General features: G+C 62.5%; 36 protein-coding genes. 2 read left to right on the top strand and 34 right to left on the bottom strand.

The window, feature by feature from the left end; all coding sequences use genetic code 11:
* The coding region (locus CQ12_RS05150) for an amidase (RefSeq protein WP_245309736.1) at positions 1 to 971 on the top strand (971 nt) is incomplete at its 5' end.
* Positions 972 to 1,264: 293 nt separating this feature from the next.
* Positions 1,265 to 1,675 (top strand): hypothetical protein, encoded by a 411-nt coding sequence (locus tag CQ12_RS05145; protein ID WP_083519131.1) that lies wholly within the window; start codon positions 1,265 to 1,267, stop codon positions 1,673 to 1,675.
* A 62-nt stretch (positions 1,676 to 1,737) separates the two neighbouring features.
* Here CQ12_RS05145 and CQ12_RS05140 read toward each other — a convergent pair whose 3' ends face one another.
* The 34 genes from CQ12_RS05140 to rpsL all read right to left on the bottom strand — a co-directional run bounded on the left by CQ12_RS05140 (position 1,738) and on the right by rpsL (position 22,523).
* Positions 1,738 to 2,088: a DUF1236 domain-containing protein gene (locus CQ12_RS05140; RefSeq protein ID WP_057834264.1), complete on the bottom strand. Its 351-nt coding sequence runs from the start codon at positions 2,086 to 2,088 to the stop codon at positions 1,738 to 1,740.
* A 198-nt stretch (positions 2,089 to 2,286) separates the two neighbouring features.
* Positions 2,287 to 2,583 (bottom strand): DUF1330 domain-containing protein, encoded by a 297-nt coding sequence (locus CQ12_RS05135; protein ID WP_057834263.1) that lies wholly within the window; start codon positions 2,581 to 2,583, stop codon positions 2,287 to 2,289.
* A gap of 7 nt (positions 2,584 to 2,590) precedes the next feature.
* Positions 2,591 to 3,391, bottom strand: a complete 801-nt coding sequence (locus tag CQ12_RS05130; RefSeq protein WP_057834262.1) for an SDR family NAD(P)-dependent oxidoreductase — start codon at positions 3,389 to 3,391, stop codon at positions 2,591 to 2,593.
* A 137-nt stretch (positions 3,392 to 3,528) separates the two neighbouring features.
* A complete protein-coding gene (gene rplQ / locus CQ12_RS05125; protein WP_057834261.1) occupies positions 3,529 to 3,945 on the bottom strand; it encodes a 50S ribosomal protein L17 in 417 nt (138 codons plus the stop codon).
* 122 nt (positions 3,946 to 4,067) lie between these two features.
* Positions 4,068 to 5,108 carry a DNA-directed RNA polymerase subunit alpha gene (locus CQ12_RS05120; RefSeq protein WP_187399354.1) on the bottom strand — a complete coding sequence of 347 codons (1,041 nt, stop codon included), beginning with the start codon at positions 5,106 to 5,108 and terminating at the stop codon, positions 4,068 to 4,070.
* Between the two features lie 110 nt (positions 5,109 to 5,218).
* Positions 5,219 to 5,608: a 30S ribosomal protein S11 gene (gene rpsK / locus CQ12_RS05115; RefSeq protein WP_006021048.1), complete on the bottom strand. Its 390-nt coding sequence runs from the start codon at positions 5,606 to 5,608 to the stop codon at positions 5,219 to 5,221.
* Between the two features lie 118 nt (positions 5,609 to 5,726).
* Positions 5,727 to 6,095, bottom strand: a complete 369-nt coding sequence (rpsM, locus tag CQ12_RS05110) for a 30S ribosomal protein S13 (protein WP_057834259.1) — start codon at positions 6,093 to 6,095, stop codon at positions 5,727 to 5,729.
* 185 nt (positions 6,096 to 6,280) lie between these two features.
* Positions 6,281 to 7,168 (bottom strand): adenylate kinase, encoded by an 888-nt coding sequence (locus CQ12_RS05105; RefSeq protein WP_057834258.1) that lies wholly within the window; start codon positions 7,166 to 7,168, stop codon positions 6,281 to 6,283.
* 70 nt (positions 7,169 to 7,238) lie between these two features.
* The gene (secY, locus tag CQ12_RS05100) at positions 7,239 to 8,570 is read right to left on the bottom strand and encodes a preprotein translocase subunit SecY (RefSeq protein ID WP_057834257.1); all 1,332 of its coding nucleotides are present in this window, start codon (positions 8,568 to 8,570) and stop codon (positions 7,239 to 7,241) included.
* Positions 8,571 to 8,707: 137 nt separating this feature from the next.
* Positions 8,708 to 9,196, bottom strand: coding sequence for a 50S ribosomal protein L15 (gene rplO / locus CQ12_RS05095; protein ID WP_057834256.1), 489 nt, complete (start codon positions 9,194 to 9,196; stop codon positions 8,708 to 8,710).
* Between the two features lie 23 nt (positions 9,197 to 9,219).
* Positions 9,220 to 9,411 (bottom strand): 50S ribosomal protein L30, encoded by a 192-nt coding sequence (gene rpmD, locus CQ12_RS05090; protein WP_057834255.1) that lies wholly within the window; start codon positions 9,409 to 9,411, stop codon positions 9,220 to 9,222.
* A gap of 37 nt (positions 9,412 to 9,448) precedes the next feature.
* Positions 9,449 to 10,024, bottom strand: a complete 576-nt coding sequence (gene rpsE, locus CQ12_RS05085; RefSeq protein WP_029081759.1) for a 30S ribosomal protein S5 — start codon at positions 10,022 to 10,024, stop codon at positions 9,449 to 9,451.
* Between the two features lie 62 nt (positions 10,025 to 10,086).
* A complete protein-coding gene (gene rplR, locus CQ12_RS05080) occupies positions 10,087 to 10,446 on the bottom strand; it encodes a 50S ribosomal protein L18 (RefSeq protein WP_057834254.1) in 360 nt (119 codons plus the stop codon).
* An 11-nt stretch (positions 10,447 to 10,457) separates the two neighbouring features.
* Positions 10,458 to 10,991 (bottom strand): 50S ribosomal protein L6, encoded by a 534-nt coding sequence (rplF, locus tag CQ12_RS05075; protein WP_057834253.1) that lies wholly within the window; start codon positions 10,989 to 10,991, stop codon positions 10,458 to 10,460.
* A 16-nt stretch (positions 10,992 to 11,007) separates the two neighbouring features.
* Positions 11,008 to 11,406 carry a 30S ribosomal protein S8 gene (gene rpsH / locus CQ12_RS05070; protein ID WP_057834252.1) on the bottom strand — a complete coding sequence of 133 codons (399 nt, stop codon included), beginning with the start codon at positions 11,404 to 11,406 and terminating at the stop codon, positions 11,008 to 11,010.
* Between the two features lie 14 nt (positions 11,407 to 11,420).
* Positions 11,421 to 11,726 (bottom strand): 30S ribosomal protein S14, encoded by a 306-nt coding sequence (rpsN, locus tag CQ12_RS05065; RefSeq protein WP_028349047.1) that lies wholly within the window; start codon positions 11,724 to 11,726, stop codon positions 11,421 to 11,423.
* Positions 11,727 to 11,768: 42 nt separating this feature from the next.
* Positions 11,769 to 12,326, bottom strand: a complete 558-nt coding sequence (rplE, locus tag CQ12_RS05060) for a 50S ribosomal protein L5 (RefSeq protein WP_057834251.1) — start codon at positions 12,324 to 12,326, stop codon at positions 11,769 to 11,771.
* Positions 12,319 to 12,633, bottom strand: a complete 315-nt coding sequence (rplX, locus tag CQ12_RS05055; protein WP_057834250.1) for a 50S ribosomal protein L24 — start codon at positions 12,631 to 12,633, stop codon at positions 12,319 to 12,321. The genes rplE and rplX overlap by 8 nt, the downstream gene beginning before the upstream one ends.
* Positions 12,633 to 13,001, bottom strand: coding sequence for a 50S ribosomal protein L14 (gene rplN / locus CQ12_RS05050; protein ID WP_011473865.1), 369 nt, complete (start codon positions 12,999 to 13,001; stop codon positions 12,633 to 12,635). Before rplN ends, rplX begins: the two co-directional genes overlap by 1 nt.
* 75 nt (positions 13,002 to 13,076) lie before the next feature.
* On the bottom strand, positions 13,077 to 13,325 hold the full coding sequence (gene rpsQ / locus CQ12_RS05045) for a 30S ribosomal protein S17 (RefSeq protein WP_009797129.1): 249 nt from the start codon (positions 13,323 to 13,325) through the stop codon (positions 13,077 to 13,079).
* Between the two features lie 10 nt (positions 13,326 to 13,335).
* The gene (gene rpmC / locus CQ12_RS05040) at positions 13,336 to 13,542 is read right to left on the bottom strand and encodes a 50S ribosomal protein L29 (protein WP_057834249.1); all 207 of its coding nucleotides are present in this window, start codon (positions 13,540 to 13,542) and stop codon (positions 13,336 to 13,338) included.
* Positions 13,543 to 13,547: 5 nt separating this feature from the next.
* A complete protein-coding gene (gene rplP, locus CQ12_RS05035; protein ID WP_025588649.1) occupies positions 13,548 to 13,961 on the bottom strand; it encodes a 50S ribosomal protein L16 in 414 nt (137 codons plus the stop codon).
* 31 nt (positions 13,962 to 13,992) lie between these two features.
* The gene (gene rpsC / locus CQ12_RS05030; RefSeq protein WP_057834248.1) at positions 13,993 to 14,697 is read right to left on the bottom strand and encodes a 30S ribosomal protein S3; all 705 of its coding nucleotides are present in this window, start codon (positions 14,695 to 14,697) and stop codon (positions 13,993 to 13,995) included.
* A 19-nt stretch (positions 14,698 to 14,716) separates the two neighbouring features.
* Complete coding sequence (gene rplV / locus CQ12_RS05025; RefSeq protein WP_057834247.1) at positions 14,717 to 15,103, bottom strand: 50S ribosomal protein L22; 387 nt, start codon at positions 15,101 to 15,103, stop codon at positions 14,717 to 14,719.
* A gap of 10 nt (positions 15,104 to 15,113) precedes the next feature.
* Positions 15,114 to 15,392, bottom strand: coding sequence for a 30S ribosomal protein S19 (gene rpsS / locus CQ12_RS05020; RefSeq protein WP_024509042.1), 279 nt, complete (start codon positions 15,390 to 15,392; stop codon positions 15,114 to 15,116).
* A 12-nt stretch (positions 15,393 to 15,404) separates the two neighbouring features.
* A complete protein-coding gene (gene rplB / locus CQ12_RS05015) occupies positions 15,405 to 16,238 on the bottom strand; it encodes a 50S ribosomal protein L2 (RefSeq protein WP_057834246.1) in 834 nt (277 codons plus the stop codon).
* 12 nt (positions 16,239 to 16,250) lie between these two features.
* Positions 16,251 to 16,550, bottom strand: a complete 300-nt coding sequence (locus tag CQ12_RS05010; protein WP_057834245.1) for a 50S ribosomal protein L23 — start codon at positions 16,548 to 16,550, stop codon at positions 16,251 to 16,253.
* On the bottom strand, positions 16,547 to 17,167 hold the full coding sequence (gene rplD, locus CQ12_RS05005) for a 50S ribosomal protein L4 (protein WP_057834244.1): 621 nt from the start codon (positions 17,165 to 17,167) through the stop codon (positions 16,547 to 16,549). Before rplD ends, CQ12_RS05010 begins: the two co-directional genes overlap by 4 nt.
* A gap of 1 nt (position 17,168) precedes the next feature.
* Positions 17,169 to 17,885, bottom strand: coding sequence for a 50S ribosomal protein L3 (rplC, locus tag CQ12_RS05000; protein WP_057834243.1), 717 nt, complete (start codon positions 17,883 to 17,885; stop codon positions 17,169 to 17,171).
* 52 nt (positions 17,886 to 17,937) lie between these two features.
* Entirely contained in the window at positions 17,938 to 18,246 is a 309-nt protein-coding gene (gene rpsJ / locus CQ12_RS04995) for a 30S ribosomal protein S10 (RefSeq protein ID WP_002712302.1), read from the bottom strand.
* An 87-nt stretch (positions 18,247 to 18,333) separates the two neighbouring features.
* Positions 18,334 to 19,524, bottom strand: coding sequence for an elongation factor Tu (gene tuf / locus CQ12_RS04990; RefSeq protein WP_057834242.1), 1,191 nt, complete (start codon positions 19,522 to 19,524; stop codon positions 18,334 to 18,336).
* Positions 19,525 to 19,563: 39 nt separating this feature from the next.
* Complete coding sequence (gene fusA / locus CQ12_RS04985) at positions 19,564 to 21,636, bottom strand: elongation factor G (RefSeq protein WP_057834241.1); 2,073 nt, start codon at positions 21,634 to 21,636, stop codon at positions 19,564 to 19,566.
* A 29-nt stretch (positions 21,637 to 21,665) separates the two neighbouring features.
* Positions 21,666 to 22,136, bottom strand: coding sequence for a 30S ribosomal protein S7 (gene rpsG, locus CQ12_RS04980; RefSeq protein WP_028349061.1), 471 nt, complete (start codon positions 22,134 to 22,136; stop codon positions 21,666 to 21,668).
* A gap of 15 nt (positions 22,137 to 22,151) precedes the next feature.
* Positions 22,152 to 22,523 (bottom strand): 30S ribosomal protein S12, encoded by a 372-nt coding sequence (gene rpsL / locus CQ12_RS04975; protein WP_027536823.1) that lies wholly within the window; start codon positions 22,521 to 22,523, stop codon positions 22,152 to 22,154.
* Positions 22,524 to 23,045 lie beyond the last annotated feature (522 nt).

Below are 23,045 nucleotides of genomic sequence, written 5' to 3'. Positions count from 1 at the left end.
ACACCGGCGGCTCGGTCAGGAATCCCGCCGCCTTTTGCGGCGTCGTCGGATTCCGCCCCTCGCCCGGGCTGATCGCCAGCAACAGCCGCAACATGGCGTGGCTGCAGATCTCGCAGCTCGGGCCGATGGCGAGAAACGTACCGGACGCGTGCCTGATGCTTTCCTGCATGCTGGATCGCGACGCGCGCGATCCGTTGTCGGCGATCCTTCATGCCGGCGGAACGCCCGTGAGCGAGGCCTATCGCAATCCGCCTGACATCGATCTCGCCACCTTGCGTATCGCTGCGACAACCGACTTCGGATTTGCGCCGACGGAGCGCGCCATCGCCGAGACGTTCAAAACAAAACTCGCGACGTTCGGATCGGCATTCCGCAGCCTCGAATGGACGCATCCCGACTGCACCCATGCGGACGAGGTGTTCCGGGTCTTGCGCGCCGTCGCCTTCCTCGGCCGCCACCGCGAACTCGCCGAGAAATATCCCGACAAGGTTGGCCCCAATATCCGCGACAACGTCGCCGAGGGACTTGGATACTCCGCGCTCGACGTCGCGCGTGCGCTGTCGCTGCAGACCGCGCTCTATCGAAGCTGGCAGCAATTCTTCGGCGAGCATGATTTTGTCATTGCCCCTGCGGTCACGATCAGCCCGCGGCCGTGGTCGGAGCTCTACCCGGCCATGATCGACGGCGTTGCGACGAAAAGCTATTTCCACTGGCTGGCGATGGCCTATGCCGTGACCAATGCCGGACATCCGGTGGTGGCGATACCGGCCGGGCGCGATAGCGCCGGATTGCCGTTCGGCATCCAGATCATCGGCCCGCGCGGCGGCGATGCCGCAACCCTTGCGGTTGCCCGCAGCATCGAGGCCCTGCTTGGCGCCAACCCCGAGACGGCCCGCCCCGTCCCCGACCTCGAATGGCTGCGCCGTCAGCCGCCGATCTCCTCCCGGCCGGGATTTCTGGATTTCGACTGAGGTCACACTCTTTCGCGGCGAGGGTAATTCGGCACCCGCAAGAAGCGCGGCCCGCCGCGAAGCGATAGCCGCTTCGCGCGCCTGCCTGCGACAATGGTTCCCGATCGGAGAAATGGCGCCAATGGCCGGCTGCAACCGTCAAAACAGCCTCCTGAACGCCTGTTCATCAAAATTAAATCCGGAGCGGAGCCGTTCGGAAGCTTGATTTAAAGCAACAAACTTCACTCGAAAGTGTTTAGCGAGTCTCCAGTTATGTGGAAAATTTGCCTGGCTGGTTATGTAAGGAGGAGTCGATGAGAAAGGCACCAATGGTTCTGGCTGTCGCGGCAACCCTTGGCCTGACAGCAGTTGCGGCGCCGTCACCTGCGCATGCTTGGCGCGGAGGGGGCTGGGGCTGGGGCGGCGCCTTGGCTGGCGGATTGATTGCAGGCGCGGTGATCGGCGGACTGGCGTCGAACGCCTACGCCTATGGTCCGGGTTACGGATATTACGGCGGGTACCCCGGCTATTACGGCGGCGGATACTATCCCGCCTATTACGGCGGCGGGTACTCACCGGCCTACTACGGCGGGTACTATGGCGGCGGCGGCTACTATGGCGGTCCCTATGTTCGCCGCGTGTATCGTCCGGCATACGCCTACTATGGCGGTCCACGATTCTATGGTCCGCGATATTACCGCGGTGGCTACTGGCGCCGCTGGTGATCCTGCAATGAAAAGGGCCGCCTCATGGGCGGCCCTTTTTGCATGGAGCGACGTGAGCCACCTCAGTCGATCTCATGCACCACGGTACGCGTGCCCGGATCGACCAGCATCACGCGGTTGCCGGAATAGACGTAGCGATACTTCGTCACGGACGGACCCCAATCGGAAGGCACCGCCGTAAGTTCGACGTCGGTCGGCACCCTGGCGCCAACCACGATCCTTTCCCGCGTCTCGACCGGGCGGACCTTGTGCTCGGTGACGTAGCTCTTGATCCGAGTGCGATACTCCGGCTCGATCTGAATCGTGGCGCCGGCAGCACCCGTGGTCGTTCCGGGAGTGACTACGGTGGTTTGCGCGGTGGCCATCGTCGCAATCAGCGACGCTGCCGCCGCAAGTATGAACAGCTTCTTCATCTAGTTCCTCCTCAAACCGCATCAGCGCGGCTGCAGGAAAAACCGTTTCTGAAAGCTGTTGTTCCTTCTGCAAGGCTGCTTTCGCGCCGTTGCCTGCCTAGAGCATGATCCGGAAAAGTGTGTAGCGGTTTTCCGAAAAGATCATGCTCAAACAAAAAGATAAAGTGCGAAGACGATTCGAAGAAACGTCATCCCACTTTAGAACGGCGCAACGCCTTCGACGAAGATCAGCCGCCGATCCAGCGCGTTCTCACGGACCTTCAGCGCTTCGGCGTATTCGGGCGAAGCGTACCATTCGCGCAAACGTTCCATCGTCGGAAACTCGACGATGATGATGGCTTTCGGCAGAGGGCCGCCTTCGACAACACTTGCCGCGCCGCCACGCACCAGATAACGGCCGTCATATTTCGCAATCGTTTCGGCCGCGATGGTGCGATAGGACTCGAAGCCCATCGCGTCACGCACATCGACTTCGGAAATGACATAGGCCGACATTGTCACCTCACGCGATGGTCTGAATCAGTCCGCCTTCTGCCCGCAACGCGGCGCCGTTAGTCGCGGAAGCCTCTTTCGAACTGACGTAGATCACCATATTGGCGATCTCCTCGACGCTGGCAAAGCGCTGGATCAGCGATCCGGGACGATGCTGCTTGATGAACTGCGCGGCTGCATCCTGCTCGGACTGGCCGTTCTGTCTGGCGAGATCGGCGACGAAAGTCTCAACGCCCTCGGACATGGTCGGCCCCGGCATCACTGAATTGACGGTAACAGCGGTACCCCGGGTCAATTCGGCAAGGCCGCGCGAAACGGCGAGCTGCGCCGTTTTGGTCATGCCGTAATGGATCATCTCCTTGGGAATCATCAGCCCCGACTCCGAGGCGATGAAAACGATACGGCCCCAATTGCGTTTCAGCATGCCCGGCATGTAGGCGCGCGACAAACGGATGCCGGACATCACGTTGACGTCGAAAAAACGGCTCCAGTCCTCATCCGGAATATCGAAGAACGGCTTGGGCTCGAAGATGCCGGTGTTGTTGATGAGAATGTCGACATCAGGCATCGCCGCAACCAAGGTCTTGCATCCCGCAGCCGTCGAGACATCAGCGGCAATGCCGCGCACCTTGCCGCCGGCCTTATCGGCAGTCTTGCCGAGCGCGGCGGCGACAGCATCGACCTTGGCTTGCGTTCGGCCATTGATCACCACGTCCGCGCCTGCAGCAAAGAGGCCTTTGGCAATTGCGTGGCCAATACCGGAGGTGGAGCCAGTCACCAGCGCCGTCATGCCCGAAAGATCGATTTTCATCCGCCATCTCCATCGTTGATGACAGCGATATCGGAAGCGGCGGGTACGACCACAATTGCAGCCAGCGCGCGTCAGATGCGCAAATAAAAAGCGGCGCCTGAGGGGCGCCGCTTTCTGAAAATCCAATCCGGAACAGCTTACGCCGCTTCGGCTTCCTTCTCCTGCACCGGGCCGGAGTCCTGGCCCTTGGCATCGACGTCGCGGTCGACGAATTCGATCACGGCCATCGGGGCGTTGTCGCCGTAGCGGAAGCCGGCCTTGATGATGCGGGTGTAGCCGCCCTGGCGGTCCTTGTAGCGGGGCGCCAGCACATCGAACAGCTTCTTGACCTGGTCCTTGTCGCGCATTTCGGAGATCGCCTGGCGACGCAGGGCCAGTCCGCCCTTCTTGCCGAGGGTGACCAGCTTCTCGACGATCGGGCGCAATTCCTTGGCCTTGGGCAGCGTGGTGACGATCTGCTCGTGCTTGATCAGCGCGGCGCACATGTTGGCGAACATCGCGCGGCGATGCTCGGCGGTGCGGTTGAGCTTGCGATGAACCTTGCCGTGACGCATTGAACTATTCCTTGTCTTGTCTTCGTCGCGACGGTTCGTCGGACTTGTTGCTCAGGTGGGCTGCCTGCGTTCGCCCCAGTAACGTAATGGCCGGGACAACCCGGCCACGACGTGATCTTCGATCAGTAATGATCCTCGAAGCGCTTGGCGAGCTCGTCGATGTTCTCCGGCGGCCAGCCCGGCACTTCCATGCCGAGATGCAGGCCCATCTGGGCCAGCACTTCCTTGATCTCGTTCAGCGACTTGCGGCCGAAGTTCGGGGTGCGGAGCATTTCCGCTTCGCTCTTCTGCACGAGGTCGCCGATATAGACGATGTTGTCGTTCTTCAGGCAGTTTGCCGAACGCACCGACAGCTCGAGCTCGTCGACCTTCTTGAGGAAGGCGGGGTTGAAGGCGAGATCGGGGATGATCTCCTGCGCGACTTCCTTGCGCGGCTCTTCGAAGTTCACGAACACGTTGAGCTGGTCCTGCAGGATGCGCGCGGCATAGGCCACCGCGTCCTCCGGCGAGATCGCGCCGTTGGTCTCGATCGTCATGGTCAGCTTGTCGTAGTCGAGGATCTGGCCCTCGCGGGTGTTCTCGACCTTGTAGGAGACCTTGCGCACGGGCGAGAACAGGCTGTCGACCGGGATCAGGCCGATCGGCGCATCCTCGGGCCGGTTGCGCTCGGCGGCAACGTAGCCCTTGCCCGCGGCGACGGTGAACTCCATGCGGATTTCAGCGCCCTCGTCCAGCGTGCAGAGCTGCAGTTCGGGATTGAGCACGACGATATCGCCGACGGTCTGGATGTCACCGGCGGTGACGACGCCCGGACCCGACTTCTTCACGACCATGCGCTTGGGGCCTTCGCCCTGCATCTTGATCGAGATGTCCTTGATGTTGAGCACGATGTCGGTGACGTCCTCGCGAACGCCCGCGATCGAGGAGAACTCGTGCAGCACGCCGTCGATGTGCACCGACTGCACGGCGGCGCCCTGCAGCGACGACAGCAGGATACGGCGCAGCGCGTTACCGAGCGTCTGGCCGAAACCGCGCTCGAGCGGTTCGGCGACGACGGTGGCAAACCGGGTCGCGTCGGAGCCCGGCGTTACCTGCAGCTTGTTCGGTCGAATAAGTTCTTGCCAATTTTTCTGGATCGTCACTTTGTCACCCCTTCGGGTCAATGGACCGGCCAGTCGATCCGCCTTCAGATCACTGGCGCTGGAGATCGCGGATCAGTCCGCGGAAAATTCCAAAAACAATCGCGAGCGGCACAACCGCCCGCGACCAGACATCAAACGCGCCGGCGCTTGCGCGGACGGCAACCATTGTGCGGGATCGTGGTGACGTCGCGGATCGACGTCACGGTGAAGCCCGCCGCCTGCAGCGCGCGAAGCGCCGATTCACGGCCCGAACCGGGGCCGGCAACTTCCACTTCCAGCGTGCGCATGCCGTGCTCCTGCGCCTTCTTGGAAACGTCTTCGGCCGCGACCTGCGCGGCATAGGGGGTCGACTTGCGCGAGCCCTTGAAACCCATCGTGCCGGCCGACGACCAGGCAATGGTGTTGCCCTGCGCGTCGGTGATGGTGATGGTCGTGTTGTTGAACGACGAATTCACGTGCGCGATGCCGGAGGCGATGTTCTTGCGTTCGCGACGGCGTACGCGGGTGGCTTCCTTGCCCATTATCCTAAAACCTTCCTGTGATCTCAAACGCCGCCGTACTGCCAGCGGCTACACCTAAGAAGCGAAAGGTGAGCGGCGAATAGAAGCATTCGCTGCTCACCGTCCGCTATTCGCTGAATTACTTCTTCTTGCCGGCGATCGACTTGGCCGGGCCCTTGCGCGTGCGCGCATTGGTGTGGGTGCGCTGGCCGCGCACCGGCAGGCCGCGGCGATGACGCAGGCCGCGATAGCAGCCGAGGTCCATCAGCCGCTTGATGTTGATGCCGGTATCGCGGCGAAGATCGCCCTCGACGAGATAGTCGCGGTCGATCACTTCGCGGATCTGCAGGACTTCCTGGTCGCTCAACTGGTTGACGCGACGATCGGTCGGGATCTTGACCTTCTCCATGATGTCGGCGGCGTTCTTCTGGCCGATGCCATGGATGTACTGGAGCGCGATCAGAACGCGCTTGTTGGTCGGGATATTCACGCCGGCAATACGGGCCACGGACTTCTCTCCTGTCGCCGATCCCCTATGGACCGGGCTATGTTCTTGCTAACTCGGGCAGGTGTCCGCAAACGCGAACACGACGCCCTCCCCTCAGCTTCTTTCGGGGCCCGGCATCGTCAAAAAACTATCCGACTTGGATGCGGGGCTTATTAAAGGATTCAACTCGGTTTCGTCAACCGCCTCTATCGCTTAGCTCGCTTTTTCGTGACCTTTTTGGCGGCCTTCCGGACGGTCGTCCTGGCTGCCTTTTTGGCCTTCCCGACAGCCCGCCGCTGGCTGGCCGGGGCCGCCTTCCCGGCCTTCCTGGAAGCCGCCTTCCTGCCCTTTGGGGCCGTTCTGGCGGCCTTTTTGGCCGTTTTGGCAGCCTTTTTACCCGCCGGCCTGGCGGTCTTCCGGGAGGCTGCAGCGGCCTTCCTGGCCGGCGCCGTGGCTTTCCTGGCTGGCGCCGCCGCCTTCTTGGCTGGCGCCGCCTTGGGTTCCACCGCCCCGATCGCCGACAGGATGCGGTTGATCTCCCGGGTGACGTGCTCGATGGTCATCATGCCATCGACGGTCAGAAGCTTCCGTCGCTCGGAATAGTAGTGAATCAGGGGCTCGGTCAGGGTGCGGTACTGCGCCAGGCGCTTGGTCAGCACTTCCGGCGTATCGTCGACCCGAACCTCCTCGCCGCGCGCACGGGTTTCCTCGGCGCGCTTCTCGACGCGATCAAGCAGCGCGCTCTCGTTGACGCGAAGTTCGACCACTGCGTCGAGCTTGAGATGCTTCTTCTTCAGGAGTTCATCGAGGGCTTCGGCCTGCGGCACCGTGCGCGGAAAGCCATCGAGGATGAAACCCTTTTTTGCGTCCGGCTGTTCGATTCGGTCGGAGATGATTCCCACCACGACTTCGTCCGGGACGAGGCCGCCATTGGCCATGATGTCCTTGGCCTGCAGGCCGATCGGCGTTTCGGCGGCAACCGCGGCGCGGAGCATCTCGCCGGTCGAGAGCTGCACGATGCCGTGCCTGGAAACCAGCCGCAGGGCCTGAGTCCCCTTGCCCGAGCCCGGCGGCCCCAAAAGGATCAATCTCATGACTATTCGCCCCCCGGCTTGGTGAGCGAAACCCGCACACCCCGTTATTGGATTTCAGACCACCCGCGGATCAGCGGCGGCGGCCCCTCAGCTTGGACTTCCGGATCAGCCCCTCATACTGATGGGCCAACAGATACCCCTGCACCTGCGCCACCGTATCCATGGTCACGCTGACGACGATCAGAAGCGAGGTTCCGCCGAAATAGAACGGCACCGAGGCGTAGGAAATCAGGATCTCGGGAATCAGACAGACGATCGCCAGATAGATCGCGCCCAGCACGGTGATACGCGACAGCACGTAGTCGATATATTCGGCGGTGCGCTCGCCCGGACGGATGCCGGGGATGAAGCCGCCATGCTTCTTCAGATTGTCCGCGGTCTCGGTCGGGTTGAACACGATCGCGGTGTAGAAGAAGGCGAAGAACACGATCAGCGCCAGATAGAGGAACAGGAACAGCGGACGGCCGTGGCTGAGCTGGGTGTTCAGCCACTGGAACCATTCCGGCCCCTTCCCGGCGTTGAAGTTCGCGACAGTCGCCGGCAGCAAGAGCAGCGACGAGGCGAAGATCGGCGGGATCACGCCCGAGGTGTTGAGCTTGAGCGGCAGATGCGAGGACTGGCCCTCGAACATCTTGTTGCCGACCTGGCGCTTCGGATACTGGATCAGCAAACGGCGCTGCGCCCGCTCCATGAACACGATGAAGGCGATCACGGCGACCGCCATCACGATGACGATCAGGATCAGGCCGGTCGACAGCGCGCCCTGCCGTCCCAGTTCCAGCATATTGGCCAGGGCTGAAGGCAGCTCGGCGACGATGCCGGCCAGAATGATCAGCGAAATGCCGTTGCCGATGCCGCGCGAGGTGATCTGCTCGCCGAGCCACATCAGGAACATGGTGCCGCCGGTCAGCGTGATCGTGGTCGAAAGCAGGAAGAACATGCCGGGGTCGCTGACGACATTGCCGGCGCCCTGCAGTCCGATCGCGATGCCGTAGGCCTGGAACGTGGCGAGAATCACCGTCAGGTAGCGGGTATACTGGTTCAGCGTCTTGCGGCCGGCCTCGCCTTCCTTCTTCAAGGCCTCGAGCTTGGGCGATACCGTCGTCAGGAGCTGGATGATGATCGATGCCGAGATGTACGGCATGATGTTCAGCGCGAAGATCGCCATGCGGTTGATGCCGCCGCCGGCGAACATGTTGAACATGCCGAGGATGCCGCCGGCCTGCGACTTGAACACCTGCTCCCAGGCTGCGGGGTCGATGCCGGGCAGCGGAATGTAGGTGCCGAGCCGATAAACAAGCAGCGCACCCAGCGTAAACCAGATGCGCTTCTTCAGTTCGTCGGCCTTCGCCAAAGCGCCGAAATTGAGGTTTGCCGCAAGTTGTTCTGCTGCTGAGACCATGTTCAGGCTTTCTCCCGCCGTCCCCCGAGCCGATGCCCCGTCCCGGGGGCTAACGGCAGACGCCGGACATTATTTGGTGCTCGGCTTCGATAAGTCCATTGGTCTATGCCCGCGATCGGGCGGGCATGACGCAGATGTTACGCCGCCTCGCCTTCTTCCTTCTTGGCCGGGGCCAGAATCTTCACGGTACCGCCGGCCTTCTCGACCGCAGCAATCGCGGATTTCGAAGCGCCGTGCACCTCGATCGCGAGCTTGGCCTTGAGTTCGCCGCGGCCGAGCAGCCGCAGGCCGTCCTTGGCGCGGCGCAGCACGCCGGCCTTGACCAGCGATTCCGCGGTCACCGTCTCCTTGGCGTCGATCCGCTTGGCGTCGATCGCCTCCTGCAGACGGTCGAGGTTGATCTCGGCAAAGTCGAGCCGGAAGATGTTGTTGAAGCCGCGCTTCGGCAGGCGGCGATGCAGCGGCATCTGGCCGCCCTCGAAGCCCTTGATGCGCACGCCCGAACGCGCGGTCTGGCCCTTGCCGCCGCGGCCCGAAGTCTTGCCCTTGCCCGAACCGATGCCACGGCCGACGCGCATGCGCTTCTTGCGCGAGCCGGCGTTGTCGGCGATATCGCTGAGCTTCATCGTTAGCGTCCTTATTCTCTTGCTTACTCGCCGACGACGCGGACGAGATGCTGGACCTTGTTGATCATGCCGCGAACTTCAGGGGTATCCTGAAGCTCGGCAACCCGGCCGATCTTGTTGAGCTTGAGGCCGATCAGCGTCGAGCGCTGCGAGTGGTGGCGGCGGATTGCGCTGCCGATCTGCTCGACCTTGATCGTCTTTGCGGCCTTGGCCATCGTCTTAACTCCAAAAAGCGCTGAAATCGCGCGCCGGTTATTCAGCCACCGCTTCGGCGTCGCCGCCGACGCGGCGCGACTGCAGCGTGGACACCTTGATGTTGCGGCGGGCCGCCACCGAACGCGGCGAATCCTGATGCTTCAGCGCGTCGAAGGTCGCGCGAACCATGTTGTAGGGATTCGACGAGCCGATCGACTTCGCCACCACGTCCTGGATGCCGAGCGTCTCGAACACCGCGCGCATCGGACCGCCGGCGATGATGCCGGTACCGGCCGGAGCGGCACGCAGGTAGACACGGCCCGCGCCGTGACGGCCGGCGATGTCGTGATGCAGCGTGCGGCCTTCGCGCAGCGCGACGCGCGTCAGGTTGCGCTTGGCCGACTCGGTCGCCTTGCGGATCGCCTCGGGCACTTCGCGCGCCTTGCCGTGGCCGAAACCGACCCGGCCCTTCTGGTCGCCGATCACGACCAGCGCTGCAAAGCCGAAGCGCTTGCCGCCCTTGACGACCTTCGCCACGCGATTGATGTGGACGAGCTTGTCGACGAACTCGCTGTCGCGCTCCTCGCGATCCCTGCTCCGTTCGCGTCCGCCGCGTTCGCGTTCACCTGCCATGGTGTTTTCCAATCTTTAGGGGAGATAAGCCCCTGTCCTCGTAAATGTTCAAAACCGGTTGGTTAGAAGCTCAATCCGCTCTCGCGGGCCGCATCCGCGAGCGCCTTGACGCGCCCGTGATAGAGATACTGACCGCGATCGAAAATCACTTCCTTGACGCCCTTCTGCACGGCGCGTTCCGCCAGCAGCTTGCCGACGGCCTTGGCCGCATCGATGTTGGCGCCCGTGTTGCCGGCCTCGCGCATGGTCTTTTCCAGCGACGAGGCGGAAGCGAGCGTCTCGCCCTTCAGGTCGTCGATGACCTGGGCGTAGATGTGCTTCGACGAACGGAACACCGACAGACGCGGGCGTCCATTGGCCGACCGGCGTAGCGCGTTGCGCACGCGCTGCTTGCGCCGGGCATTCGTGACCTTGAGTGACATGACCGGCTCCGTTACTTCTTCTTGCCTTCCTTGCGGAAGATGAATTCGTTGGCGTACTTCACGCCCTTGCCCTTGTAGGGCTCCGGCGGACGGTAGGCGCGAATCTCGGCGGCGACCTGCCCGACACGCTGCGAATCGGTGCCGGTGATCGTGATCTCGGTCGGCTTCGGCACCGCGATGGTGATGCCTTCCGGGATCGCGTAGACGACGTCGTGGCTGTAGCCGAGCGCGAGCTGCAGGTTCTTGCCCTGCATCGCGGCGCGGTAACCAACGCCGGTGATCTCGAGCTTCTTCTCGAAGCCCTTGGTGACGCCCTCGACCAGGTTCGCGACCTGCGCGCGCGCCGTGCCGTACATGGCCTGGGCGCGGTTGGTCTTGAACTTCGGCGCAACCTTGACCGCACCGCTCTCGAACTTCACCTCGACGTCGTCATGGACGACGAACTGAAGCTGGCCCTTCGGCCCCTTCACCTTGACGGTCTGCCCCTCGACGGTCGCCGTCACACCGGACGGGATCGCCACAGGCCGTTTGCCAACACGTGACATGGCTCTAAATCCTTCCTCAGAACACCGTGAAGAGAATTTCGCCGCCCACATTCGCGTCACGCGCGGCGTGGTCAGCCATGATTCCCTTCGGCGTCGACAACACCGAAATGCCGAGACCGTTGTTCACGCGCGGCAGGTTCTTCACCGAAGCGTAAACCCGGCGACCGGGCTTCGAGACCCGCTCGATCTCGCGGATGACGGGCTCGCCGTCGAAATACTTCAACTCGATCTCGAGCTCGCTGCGGCCCGAGGCGTGTTCGACGCTGGCGTAGCCGCGGATGTAGCCCTCGGACTTCAGCACTTCGAGCACGCTGGCACGCATCTTCGAGCCCGGGGTCGATACCTTGGACTTCGAACGCATCTGCGCGTTGCGGATGCGGGTGATGAGATCGCTGATCGGATCGTGCGTAGACATCTTTCCGACCCTCCTTACCAGCTCGACTTCACGAGCCCGGGAACCAGGCCCTTGGAGCCGAGTTCACGCAGCGCGATGCGCGAGAGCTTGTTCTTGCGATAGTTCGAGCGCGGACGGCCGGTCAGTTCGCAGCGGTTGCGGATGCGCGTCGTCGACGAGTTGCGCGGCATCTGGGCGAGCTTCAGCGTCGCCGCAAACCGTTCTTCCATCGGCTTGGTCTTGTCGGCGATGATCGCCTTCAGCTTCGCACGCTGCGGGGCGGCGTTCTTGGCCATCCGCTTGCGCCGGTTGTTCTTCTCGATCGAACTCTTCTTTGCCATGCTTGGCTCCTGGGTTTCCGCGTTTGAGAGGCTAGCTGCGTCTCACTGCCGGAACGGGAAATTGAAAGCGGTCAACAAGGCCCTCGCCTCATCGTCGGTCTTCGCCGTGGTGCAGACGGTGATGTCCATGCCGCGGGCTTCCGAAACCTTGTCGAAATCGATTTCGGGGAAAATGATGTGCTCCTTGATGCCGAGCGAATAGTTGCCGCGGCCGTCGAAGCTCTTCGGGTTCAGACCACGGAAGTCGCGCACGCGCGGCAGCGCCACGTTCACCAGGCGATCGATGAACTCGTACATCCGTGCCTTGCGCAGCGTGACCTTGCAGCCGATCGGCTGGTTCTCGCGCAGCTTGAAGGTCGCGATCGCGATCCGCGAATAGGTCACGATCGCCTTCTGGCCGGCAATCTGGGTCAGCTCGGCAGCCGCGGTCTCGGCCTTCTTGCGGTCGTTGACGGAATCGCCGACACCCATGTTGAGCACGACCTTGTCCAGCCGCGGCACCTGCATGACGTTGGCGTAGCCGAACTTTTCAGTCAGCTGGCTCCGGATGCTCTTGTCATACTCCGCGCGCAGGCGCGGCGTGTAAGCGGTATCAGCCATCGATCTCTGCTCCCGAGCTCTTGGCAACGCGTACCTTGGTGCCATCGGCCTGAATCTTGAACCCAATGCGGGTCGGCTTTCCGTCCTTGCCGACATAGGCGATGTTGGACAGGTGGATCGGCGACTCCTTGGAGATGATGCCGCCTTCCTGGTTCTGGGTCTGCTTCTGGTGACGCTTCACCATGTTGACGCCACGCACCAGCGCCTTGTTCTCGGCGGGGCGGACCTCGAATACTTCGCCGGTGCGGCCCTTGTCGCGGCCGTTCAGCACGATGACCTTGTCACCCTTGCGGATCTTGGCAGCCATCACAGCACCTCCGGCGCAAGCGAGATGATCTTCATGTGGTTCTTGGCGCGCAGCTCGCGCGGCACGGGCCCGAAGATACGGGTGCCGACGGGCTCTGACTGGTTGTTGATCAGGACGGCGGCGTTGCGGTCGAAACGGATGACCGAACCGTCGGCGCGGCGGATGTCCTTGCGGACCCGGACCACGACGGCCTTCATCACGTCGCCCTTCTTCACCTTGCCGCGCGGAATCGCTTCCTTGATCGACACGACGATAACGTCGCCCACGGTGGCATAGCGGCGCTTGGAGCCCCCCAGCACCTTGATGCACATGACACGGCGTGCGCCTGAATTGTCGGCCACGTCGAGGTTGGTCTGCATCTGAATCATTGATGCACCTCGTCCTCTTTCTGCGCTTTAGCGCGCTCAAAATTTCCCTGAATTACTTCGACTAAACCGAAGTTATCAGGCGGTTTTCTTCTGTTCGCCCCGGACCACGGTCCAGCGCTTCAACTTCGAGATCGGCTTGCTTTCCTCGATCCACACCATGTCGCCCGGCTTGAACTCGTTGTTCTCGTCGTGCGCGTGGTAGTTCTTGGAGCGGCGGATCGTCTTCTTGTAGATCGGATGGGTGAAGCGGCGATCGACGCGCACCACCACCGTCTTGGCTTGCTTGTCGCTCACGACCACGCCCTGAAGCGTACGTTTCGGCATGTCCGGCCTCTTACTTCTTCTTCGCGCGGGCTTGCGCGGCGATGGTCTTGATGCGGGCGATATCGCGGCGGGCTTCACGCAGCCGCGAGGTGTTCTCCAGCTGCCCGGTGGCGCGCTGGAAACGCAGGTTGAAACGCTCCTTCTTCAGATTGAGGACGGCGTCCTCCCTCTGGTCGTCGCTCATCGCGCGGATGTCTTCAACTTTCATCGGGGCCATGAGTGTTACTCCGCAATGCGCGCGACGAAGCGCGTCTTGATCGGCAGCTTGGCGGCGGCGAGCGACAGCGCTTCCTTCGCGGTCTGCACGGTGACGCCGTCGATCTCGAAAATCACGCGGCCCGGCTTGACCCGCGCCACCCACAATTCCGGCGTACCCTTGCCGGAGCCCATGCGGACTTCGGCGGGCTTCTTCGACACCGGCAGGTCCGGGAACACGCGGATCCAGACGCGGCCGGCGCGCTTCATGTGACGGGTCAGCGCGCGGCGCGCGGCTTCGATCTGGCGGGCAGTGATGCGCTCGGGCGCCATCGCCTTCAGGCCGAACTGGCCGAACGACAACGTCGCACCCGAAGTCGCAACGCCGTGGATACGGCCCTTATGCGCCTTCCGGAACTTCGTTTTCTTTGGTTGCATCATGGCTTTAAGCCCTCAAACCTTCTCTAATGTCTCACGCTGCGGCGGCGTCGCGGCGCGGGCGTGCAGTCTCGCCTTCGGCCATCTTCTTGTCCTGGGCCATCGGATCGTGCTCGAGGATCTCGCCCTTGAAGATCCAGACCTTGACGCCGCAGGTTCCGAACGTCGTGAACGCGGTCGCCACGCCGTAGTCGACGTCGGCGCGCAGCGTGTGCAGCGGCACGCGACCTTCGCGATACCACTCCATGCGCGCGATTTCGGCACCGCCCAGACGACCCGAGCAGTTGATACGAATGCCCTCGGCGCCAAGGCGCATCGCCGACTGCACTGCCCGCTTCATGGCGCGGCGGAACGCGACGCGGCGCTCGAGCTGCTGGGCGATCGATTCGGCGACCAGGGTGGCGTCGAGCTCCGGCTTGCGGATTTCGACGATGTTAATGACGACGTCGGAAGCCGTGATATCGGCAACCCGCTTGCGCAGCTTGTCGATGTCGGCGCCCTTCTTGCCGATCACGACGCCCGGACGCGCCGAGTGGATCGTCACGCGGCACTTCTTGTGCGGACGTTCGATCACGATGCGGGCGACGGCGGCCTGCTTGAGCTCCTTGTGCAGGATCTCGCGGATCTTGACGTCTTCATGCAGCAGCTTGCCGTATTCGCTCTTGCCGGCGAACCAGCGCGAATCCCAGGTGCGGTTGATGCCGAGACGCAGCCCGATTGGATTGATCTTTTGACCCATCGTATTCTCCTGCGCCGCTTTAAGCGCTTGCCTCGGCCTCGACCTGACGAACCACGATGGTCAGGTGCGAGAACGGTTTATAGATACGGCCCGAGCGGCCACGGCCGCGCGGCGCAAAACGCTTCATGACGATGCCGTTGCCGACATGGGCCTCGGCGACGACGAGATCGTCGACTTCGAGGTCATGGTTGTTCTCGGCGTTGGCGATCGCCGATTCCAGGCACTTCTTGACGTCGACCGCGATCCGCTTGCGCGAGAACTGCAGGTCGGCGAGCGCAGCCGAAGCCTTCCGGCCGCGGATCAGCTGAGCGACCAGGTTGAGCTTCTGCGGGCTGACGCGCAGCATCCGGGCAACCGCCTTGGCCTCGTTGTCCGCGAGGCTACGTTCGCGCTTTGGTTTGCTCATCGTCTATTCCTCAAGCCTTCTTGGCTTTCTTGTCGCCCGAGTGGCCATGGAAGGTACGGGTCGGCGAGAACTCGCCGAACTTGTGACCCACCATTTCCTCGTTGACGGAGACCGGCACATGCTTCTGGCCGTTGTAGACGCCGAACGTCAGGCCGACGAACTGCGGCAGGATGGTCGAGCGGCGGCTCCAGATCTTGATGACGTCGTGACGGCCGGACGCACGCGCCGCATCTGCCTTCTTGAGCAGCGACGCCTCGACAAACGGGCCTTTCCAGACTGAACGAACCATGTCCGGCGTTCCTTACTTCTTCCGCTTGTGGCGGCTTAGGAGGATGAATCGGTTGGTCGACTTGTTCGACCGGGTCTTCTTGCCCTTGGTCGGCTTGCCCCACGGGGTAACCGGGTGACGGCCGCCCGAGGTGCGGCCTTCGCCGCCGCCATGCGGGTGATCGATCGGGTTCATGACGACACCGCGGTTATGCGGACGCCAGCCAAGCCAGCGGGTGCGGCCGGCCTTGCCGATCGAGATGTTCATGTGGTCGGGGTTCGACACCGCACCGATGGTGCCGCGGCAACGGCCGTGCACCAGGCGCTGCTCGCCCGAGTTCAGGCGCAGAATGACGTAGTCCTGGTCGCGGCCGACGATCTGGGCGTAGGTGCCGGCCGAACGCGCGATCTGGCCGCCCTTCCCGATCTTCATCTCGATGTTGTGGACGATGGTGCCGACCGGCATGTTGCCGAGCGGCATGACATTGCCCGGCTTCACGTCGACATGGCTGCCGGCGACGACCGTGTCGCCCACGGCCAGACGCTGCGGCGCCAGGATGTAGGCCTGCTCGCCGTCCTGATACTTGATCAGCGCGATGAACGCGGTGCGGTTCGGATCGTATTCCAGCCGCTCGACGACCGCGGGAACGTCAACCTTGTTCCGCTTGAAGTCGACGATGCGGTAGGCCTTCTTGTGGCCACCGCCGCGGAAGCGCACGGTGATGCGGCCGGTGTTGTTGCGGCCGCCATTGCCGAGTTTGCCCTCGGTCAGCGCCTTCACCGGCTTGCCCTTGTAGAGCGCCGAACGGTCGACCATCACCAGCTGGCGCTGGCCCGGCGTCGTCGGATTATATGTTTTCAATGCCATCGCTGTGTCGCCTTATAGTCCGGTAGTGACGTCGATGCGGTGGCCCTCTTCGAGGGTCACAACCGCCCGCTTCACGTCCGACTGCGAGCCGAAATTGCCGCGGAACACCTTGGTCTTGCCCTTGCGGACCAGCGTGTTCACGCTCTTCACCTTGACGTCGAACAGCTTTTCGACGGCTTCCTTGATTTGCGGCTTGGTCGCCTTGTTGGCGACCTTGAACACGACCTTGTTGTGCTCGGATGCAACCGTCGCCTTTTCGGTGACGACCGGTGCTACGATCACGTCGTAATGGCGCGGATCGATATTCTTCATTTGAAGCGCGCCTCCAGCGCATCCACTGCCGCCTTCGTCAGCACGAGCTTCTGACGGCGCAGAATGTCGTAGACGTTGATGCCCTGGATCGGCAGCACGTCGATATTCGGAATGTTGCGCGCAGCGGTGGCGAAACCGGTGTTGAGCTCGGCGCCATCGATGATCAGCGCATTGGTGAGCCCAAGGCCGGAGAAATGACCGACCAGCGCCTTGGTCTTGGCATCCTTGACCTGCGCATTGTCGATCACGATCAGACCGCCGTCCTTGGCCTTCGCCGACAGAGCGTGCTTGAGCGCGAGCGCCCGCACCTTCTTCGGCAGGTCGGTCGCGTGCGAGCGGACCACCGGACCGAACGCACGGCCACCGCCGCGGAACTGCGGCACGCGGGCCGAGCCGTGACGGGCGCCGCCGGTGCCCTTCTGCTTGTACATCTTCTTGCCGGTGCGCCAGACGTCGGCGCGGCCCTGCGTCTTGTGCGTTCCGGCCTGGCGCTTGTTGAGCTGCCATTGCACGCAACGCTGGATGATGTCGACGCGCGGCTCCAGACCGAAGATCGCGTCCGAGAGCTGGACCGATCCGGCTTCCTTACCTTCGAGGGTCGTGACTTTCAGTTCCATCTCACGCGCCCTCCTGCTCGGCCGGAGCAGCCTGCTCGCCGCCGGCGACCTTGAACTTGCCGGGCTTCGGAGCTTCCTTCGGCAACGGCTTCTTCACGGCGTCACGCACCGAGATCCAGCCGCCCTTGGAGCCGGGAACGGCGCCCTCGACGAGGATCAGGCCGCGCTCGACGTCGGTCTGCACCACACGCAGGTTAAGCGTGGTGATGCGATCGACACCCATGTGACCGGGCATCTTCTTGTTCTTGAAGGTCTTGCCGGGATCCTGACGTCCGCCGGTCGAGCCGATCGAACGATGCGACACCGACACGCCGTGGGTGGCGCGCAGACCGCCGAAGTTCCAGCGCTTCATGCCGCCGGCGAATCCCTTACCGACCGAGGTGCCGGTGACGTCGACGAACTGGCCGACCACGAAATGGTCCGCCTGGATCTCGGCGCCGACCGGGATCAGCGCGTCTTCCGACACGCGGAACTCGGTGACCTTCCGCTTCGGCTCGACCTTGGCAACCGCGAACTGGCCGCGCTCTGCCTTCGGCAGATACACGGTCTTGCGGGCGCCGGCGCCGAGCTGCAGCGCGACGTAGCCGTTCTTTTCGGTGGTGCGATGGCCAAGCACCTGGCAGTTGCCCAGCTTGAGCACGGTCACGGGGATATGTTCGCCGGTCTCCGTAAAGACCCGCGTCATCCCGACCTTTTGTGCGATCACTCCGGAGCGCATCGGCGTGCTTCCTGTTCTTTCTGTCCGCTAACGTCGGACGATCCTGAAAATCTTAGAGCTTGATCTCGACGTCGACACCGGCGGCCAGGTCGAGCTTCATCAAAGCATCGACGGTCTGCGGGGTCGGGTCGACAATGTCGAGAAGGCGCTTGTGGGTGCGCATCTCGAATTGCTCGCGGCTCTTCTTGTCGACGTGCGGCGAACGGTTGACGGTGAACTTCTCGATGCGGGTGGGCAGCGGAATGGGTCCGCGAACCTGAGCACCGGTACGTTTCGCCGTGTTCACGATCTCACGGGTCGACGTATCGAGGATTCGATGGTCGAACGCCTTGAGACGGATGCGAATATTTTGGCCGTTCATTGCCGTTGTCTTTCTTTGTCGCTTAATACGAGTAGTGAGCAGCGAATAGCGAATGAAACCATTCGCTATTCGCCTTTCCTGTTCTCTTTACTCGATGATGGCGGCGACGACGCCGGCGCCGACGGTGCGGCCGCCTTCGCGGATCGCGAAGCGCAGCTTTTCTTCCATCGCGATCGGCACGATCAGGTGCACTTCCATCGCGATGTTGTCGCCCGGCATCACCATTTCGGTGCCTTCGGGCAGGTGCACGACGCCGGTCACGTCGGTCGTGCGGAAGTAGAACTGGGGCCGGTAGTTGGTGAAGAACGGGGTGTGACGACCGCCCTCTTCCTTGGTCAGGATGTAAGCCTCAGCCTTGAACTTGGTGTGCGGCTTGACCGAACCGGGCTTGCACAGCACCTGGCCACGCTCGACTTCCTCGCGCTTGGTACCGCGGAGCAGCGCACCGATGTTGTCGCCAGCCTGGCCCTGGTCGAGCAGCTTGCGGAACATTTCGACGCCCGTAACGATGGTCTTCTGGGTGTCGCGCAGACCGACGATTTCGATTTCCTCGCCGACCTTGATGATGCCGCGCTCGACACGGCCGGTGACGACGGTGCCGCGGCCCGAGATCGAGAACACGTCTTCGACCGGCATCAGGAACGGCTGGTCAACCGGACGCTCCGGCTGCGGAATGTACTCGTCGACGTTCTTCATCAGCTCGAGGATCGCCTCGTGACCGAGCTTCTTGTCCTTGTCTTCGAGGGCGGCCAGCGCCGAGCCCTTGATGATCGGGATCTTGTCGCCCGGGAAGTCGTACTTCGAGAGCAGTTCGCGGACTTCGAGCTCGACCAGCTCGAGCAGTTCCGGATCGTCGACCATGTCGCACTTGTTCAGGAACACGACGAGCGCGGGAACGCCGACCTGACGGGCGAGCAGGATGTGCTCACGGGTCTGCGGCATCGGGCCGTCGGCGGCGGACACGACCAGGATCGCGCCGTCCATCTGCGCCGCGCCGGTGATCATGTTCTTCACGTAGTCGGCGTGGCCGGGGCAGTCGACGTGGGCGTAGTGACGGTTGGTCGTCTCGTACTCGACGTGAGCGGTCGAGATCGTGATGCCGCGCGCCTTCTCTTCCGGCGCCTTGTCGATCTGGTCGTACGCCGTGAACGTCGCACCGCCGGTCTCAGCCAGCACCTTGGTGATCGCTGCGGTCAGCGAAGTCTTGCCATGGTCGACGTGACCGATGGTTCCGATGTTGCAGTGCGGTTTATTACGTTCAAACTTTGCTTTGGCCATTTGACTCTCCGTTCAGTCGTTAACTGCCGTCAACGACAATCAGGCAAACTTCTTCTGGACTTCTGCCGACACGTTCGCCGGCGCTTCAGCGTAGTGATCGAATTGCATCGTAAAGGTCGCGCGCCCCTGGCTCATCGAGCGCAGGTTATTCACGTACCCGAACATGTTCATCAGCGGCACCATGGCGTTGATGACGTTGGCGTTGCCGCGCATGTCCTGGCCCTGGATCTGGCCGCGCCGTGAATTCAGGTCGCCGATGACCGAACCGGTATAGTCTTCCGGGGTCACCACCTCGACCTTCATGATCGGCTCGAGCAGAACAGATTTGCCCTTCGTCAGCGCTTCGCGGAACGCAGCGCGCGATGCGATTTCGAAGGCCAGCGCCGACGAGTCGACGTCGTGATACTTGCCGTCGACCAGCTGGACCTTGACGTCGACCACCGGGAAGCCGGCGACCACGCCCGAGCCCATCACGCTGTTGAGGCCCTTTTCGACGCCGGGGATGTATTCCTTCGGCACCGCGCCGCCGACGATCTTGGACTCGAACTCGTAACCCTTGCCGGGCTCGTTCGGCTCCACGATGATCGACACTTCGGCGAACTGACCGGTACCACCGGTCTGCTTCTTGTGCGTGTACTTGACTTCAGCGCGCTTGGTGACCCGCTCGCGGAACGCCACCTGCGGCGCGCCGATGTTGGCGTCGACCTTGTAGGTACGGCGGAGGATGTCGACCTTGATGTCGAGATGGAGTTCGCCCATGCCCTTGAGAATGGTCTGGCCGGACTCCTGGTCGGTCGACACGCGGAACGACGGATCTTCGGCGGCGAGCTTCGCCAGCGCGACACCGAGCTTTTCCTGGTCGGCCTTCGACTTCGGCTCGATCGCGATTTCGATCACCGGCTCCGGGAATTCCATCTTTTCCAAGATGACCTGCTTGTCGGGATCGCACAGCGTGTCACCGGTGCGCGCTTCCTTCAGGCCAGCCAGCGCGACGATGTCGCCGGCATAGGCTTCCTTGATGTCTTCGCGGTTGTTCGCATGCATCAACAGCATGCGGCCGATACGTTCTTTCTTCTCGCGGGTCGAGTTCACCACGCCGGTGCCCGACTGCAGGATGCCCGAATAGATGCGGCAGAAGGTGATGGTGCCGACGAACGGGTCGTCCATGATCTTGAACGCGAGCAGAGCCAGCGGCTCCTTGTCGTCGGCCTTGCGCACCACTTCGTTGCCGTCATCGTCGGTGCCCTTGATCGCGGGCACGTCGATCGGCGACGGCAGATAGTCGACCACGGCGTCGAGCAGCGGCTGCACGCCCTTGTTCTTGAACGCGGAGCCGCACAGCACGGGATAGAACGCGCCGGTCAGCACGGCCTTGCGGATCAGGCGCTTCAGGGTCGCTTCATCCGGCTCCTTGCCGTCGAGATAGGCGGCCATGGCATCGTCGTCGAGCTCGACGGCGGCTTCCACCATCTTCTCGCGGTATTCCTTGGCCTGGTCGACGAGGTCGGCCGGGATGTCGACGTAATCGAACTTCGCGCCGAGCGATTCATCGTTCCAGATGATGCCCTGCATCTTCACGAGGTCGACGAGACCCTTGAAATTGTTCTCGGCGCCGATCGGAAGCTGGATCGCGATCGGCTTGGCGCCGAGGCGGTCAACGATGTCGGCGAGACATTTGAAGAAGTCGGCGCCGGTTTTGTCCATCTTGTTGGCGAAGACGATGCGCGGAACCTTGTACTTGTCGCCCTGGCGCCAGACGGTTTCGGTCTGCGGTTCGACACCTTGGTTGGAGTCGAGCACGCACACGGCGCCGTCGAGCACGCGCAGCGACCGCTCGACTTCGATGGTGAAGTCGACGTGGCCGGGGGTGTCGATGATGTTCAGGCGCTTGCCGTTCCAGAACGCGGTGGTGGCAGCCGAGGTGATCGTGATGCCACGCTCCTGCTCCTGCTCCATCCAGTCCATCGTCGCGGCACCTTCGTGCACTTCGCCGATCTTGTGGCTCTTGCCGGTGTAATAGAGGATGCGCTCGGTGGTCGTGGTCTTGCCGGCGTCGATATGCGCCATGATACCGAAGTTACGGTAGTCCTCGATGGCATGTTGGCGGGGCATGGGCTGTTCCTTAAATCCGTTCTTCGCCGTTACCAGCGATAATGCGAGAAGGCTCGGTTGGCTTCCGCCATCCGGTGCACGTCTTCACGCTTCTTGACAGCGTTCCCCCGGTTGTTCGACGCGTCGAGCAGCTCGGCCGAGAGCCGCTCCGTCATCGTCTTTTCGTTACGCTCGCGCGCCGCGGTGATCAGCCAGCGAATGCCCAGCGCCTGACGGCGAACCGAGCGGACTTCGACCGGCACCTGGTAGGTGGCGCCACCGACGCGGCGCGACCGCACTTCGATGGTCGGCATGACGTTTTCCAGCGCCTGCTCGAACACCGTGAGCGGCCCCTGCTTGGTCTTGGCCTCGATCATGGCAAGCGCGCCGTAGACAATGTTTTCGGCGGCGGACTTCTTGCCGTCGTACATGATCGAATTCATGAACTTCGTAATGATGATGTTCCCGAACTTCGGATCCGGGTTGACTTCACGCTTTTCGGCAGAATGGCGACGAGACATCGTATCTGTTCCCGCTTACTTCGGACGCTTTGCGCCGTACTTCGAACGACGCTGCTTACGGTTCTTGACGCCCTGGGTATCGAGGACGCCGCGGAGGATGTGGTAGCGAACGCCGGGCAAGTCCTTGACGCGGCCGCCGCGGATCATGACCACCGAGTGCTCCTGAAGGTTATGGCCTTCACCCGGGATGTAGCCGATCACCTCGAAGCCGTTGGTCAGGCGTACCTTGGCGACCTTACGAAGCGCCGAGTTCGGCTTCTTCGGGGTCGTGGTGTAGACGCGCGTGCAAACGCCGCGCTTCTGCGGCGACTGCTGCAGCGCCGGCACCTTCTTGCGCGACTTCTGTACCGTACGCGGATTTGCGATCAGCTGGTTGATCGTCGGCATGTAGCCTTCACCCTTTAGTTCACGCGAAACCTTGAATGGCTTTCGCAAATTCTTCTCGGAACTAGCCGTTCCGTTCGGCCCGCTTTGCGCAGAAAGAAACATCCGCGCAAAACGAAATCGCGCCAACCGCTCATCGCTGAGCGGAAAGCGCTTCGACGCCACAGAGGACCGCGATTGAAGGCCGATCAGCGGTCGCTGTCCGGCCTGCTTCCGAGGTCATGCATCCGAGTTCACTCTCAAGAGGACGTGCTCAAGAGAACTAAAATCGTCCTGGCATTGCCTAGCAATATATCGACAGCGTTTGAGCGGCATTCGTCGAGGTTGGTGCCCGTCTCTAGTCCAGAAGGATTTGAAAGGGTGTTCCGTTCCGACGCTGGCGTTGCTCACCGCCTGTCGTTAAGTGGCCGTCTTCTATAAGCGGTGGATAGCTAAGTCAAGCGAAACGAGAACGCTGGAAATGCCTGTGGGGGTAGCGGATTCAGCGCTTCGCCTGAATTCGGGAAGTCCGAAATAGGCGACTTC

It is taken from the genome of Bradyrhizobium jicamae, from assembly GCF_001440395.1.
Classification (GTDB): domain Bacteria; phylum Pseudomonadota; class Alphaproteobacteria; order Rhizobiales; family Xanthobacteraceae; genus Bradyrhizobium; species Bradyrhizobium jicamae.
The sequence above is the reverse complement of the archived record's forward strand: the minus strand, read 5'-3'. Positions and strand labels throughout refer to the sequence as shown.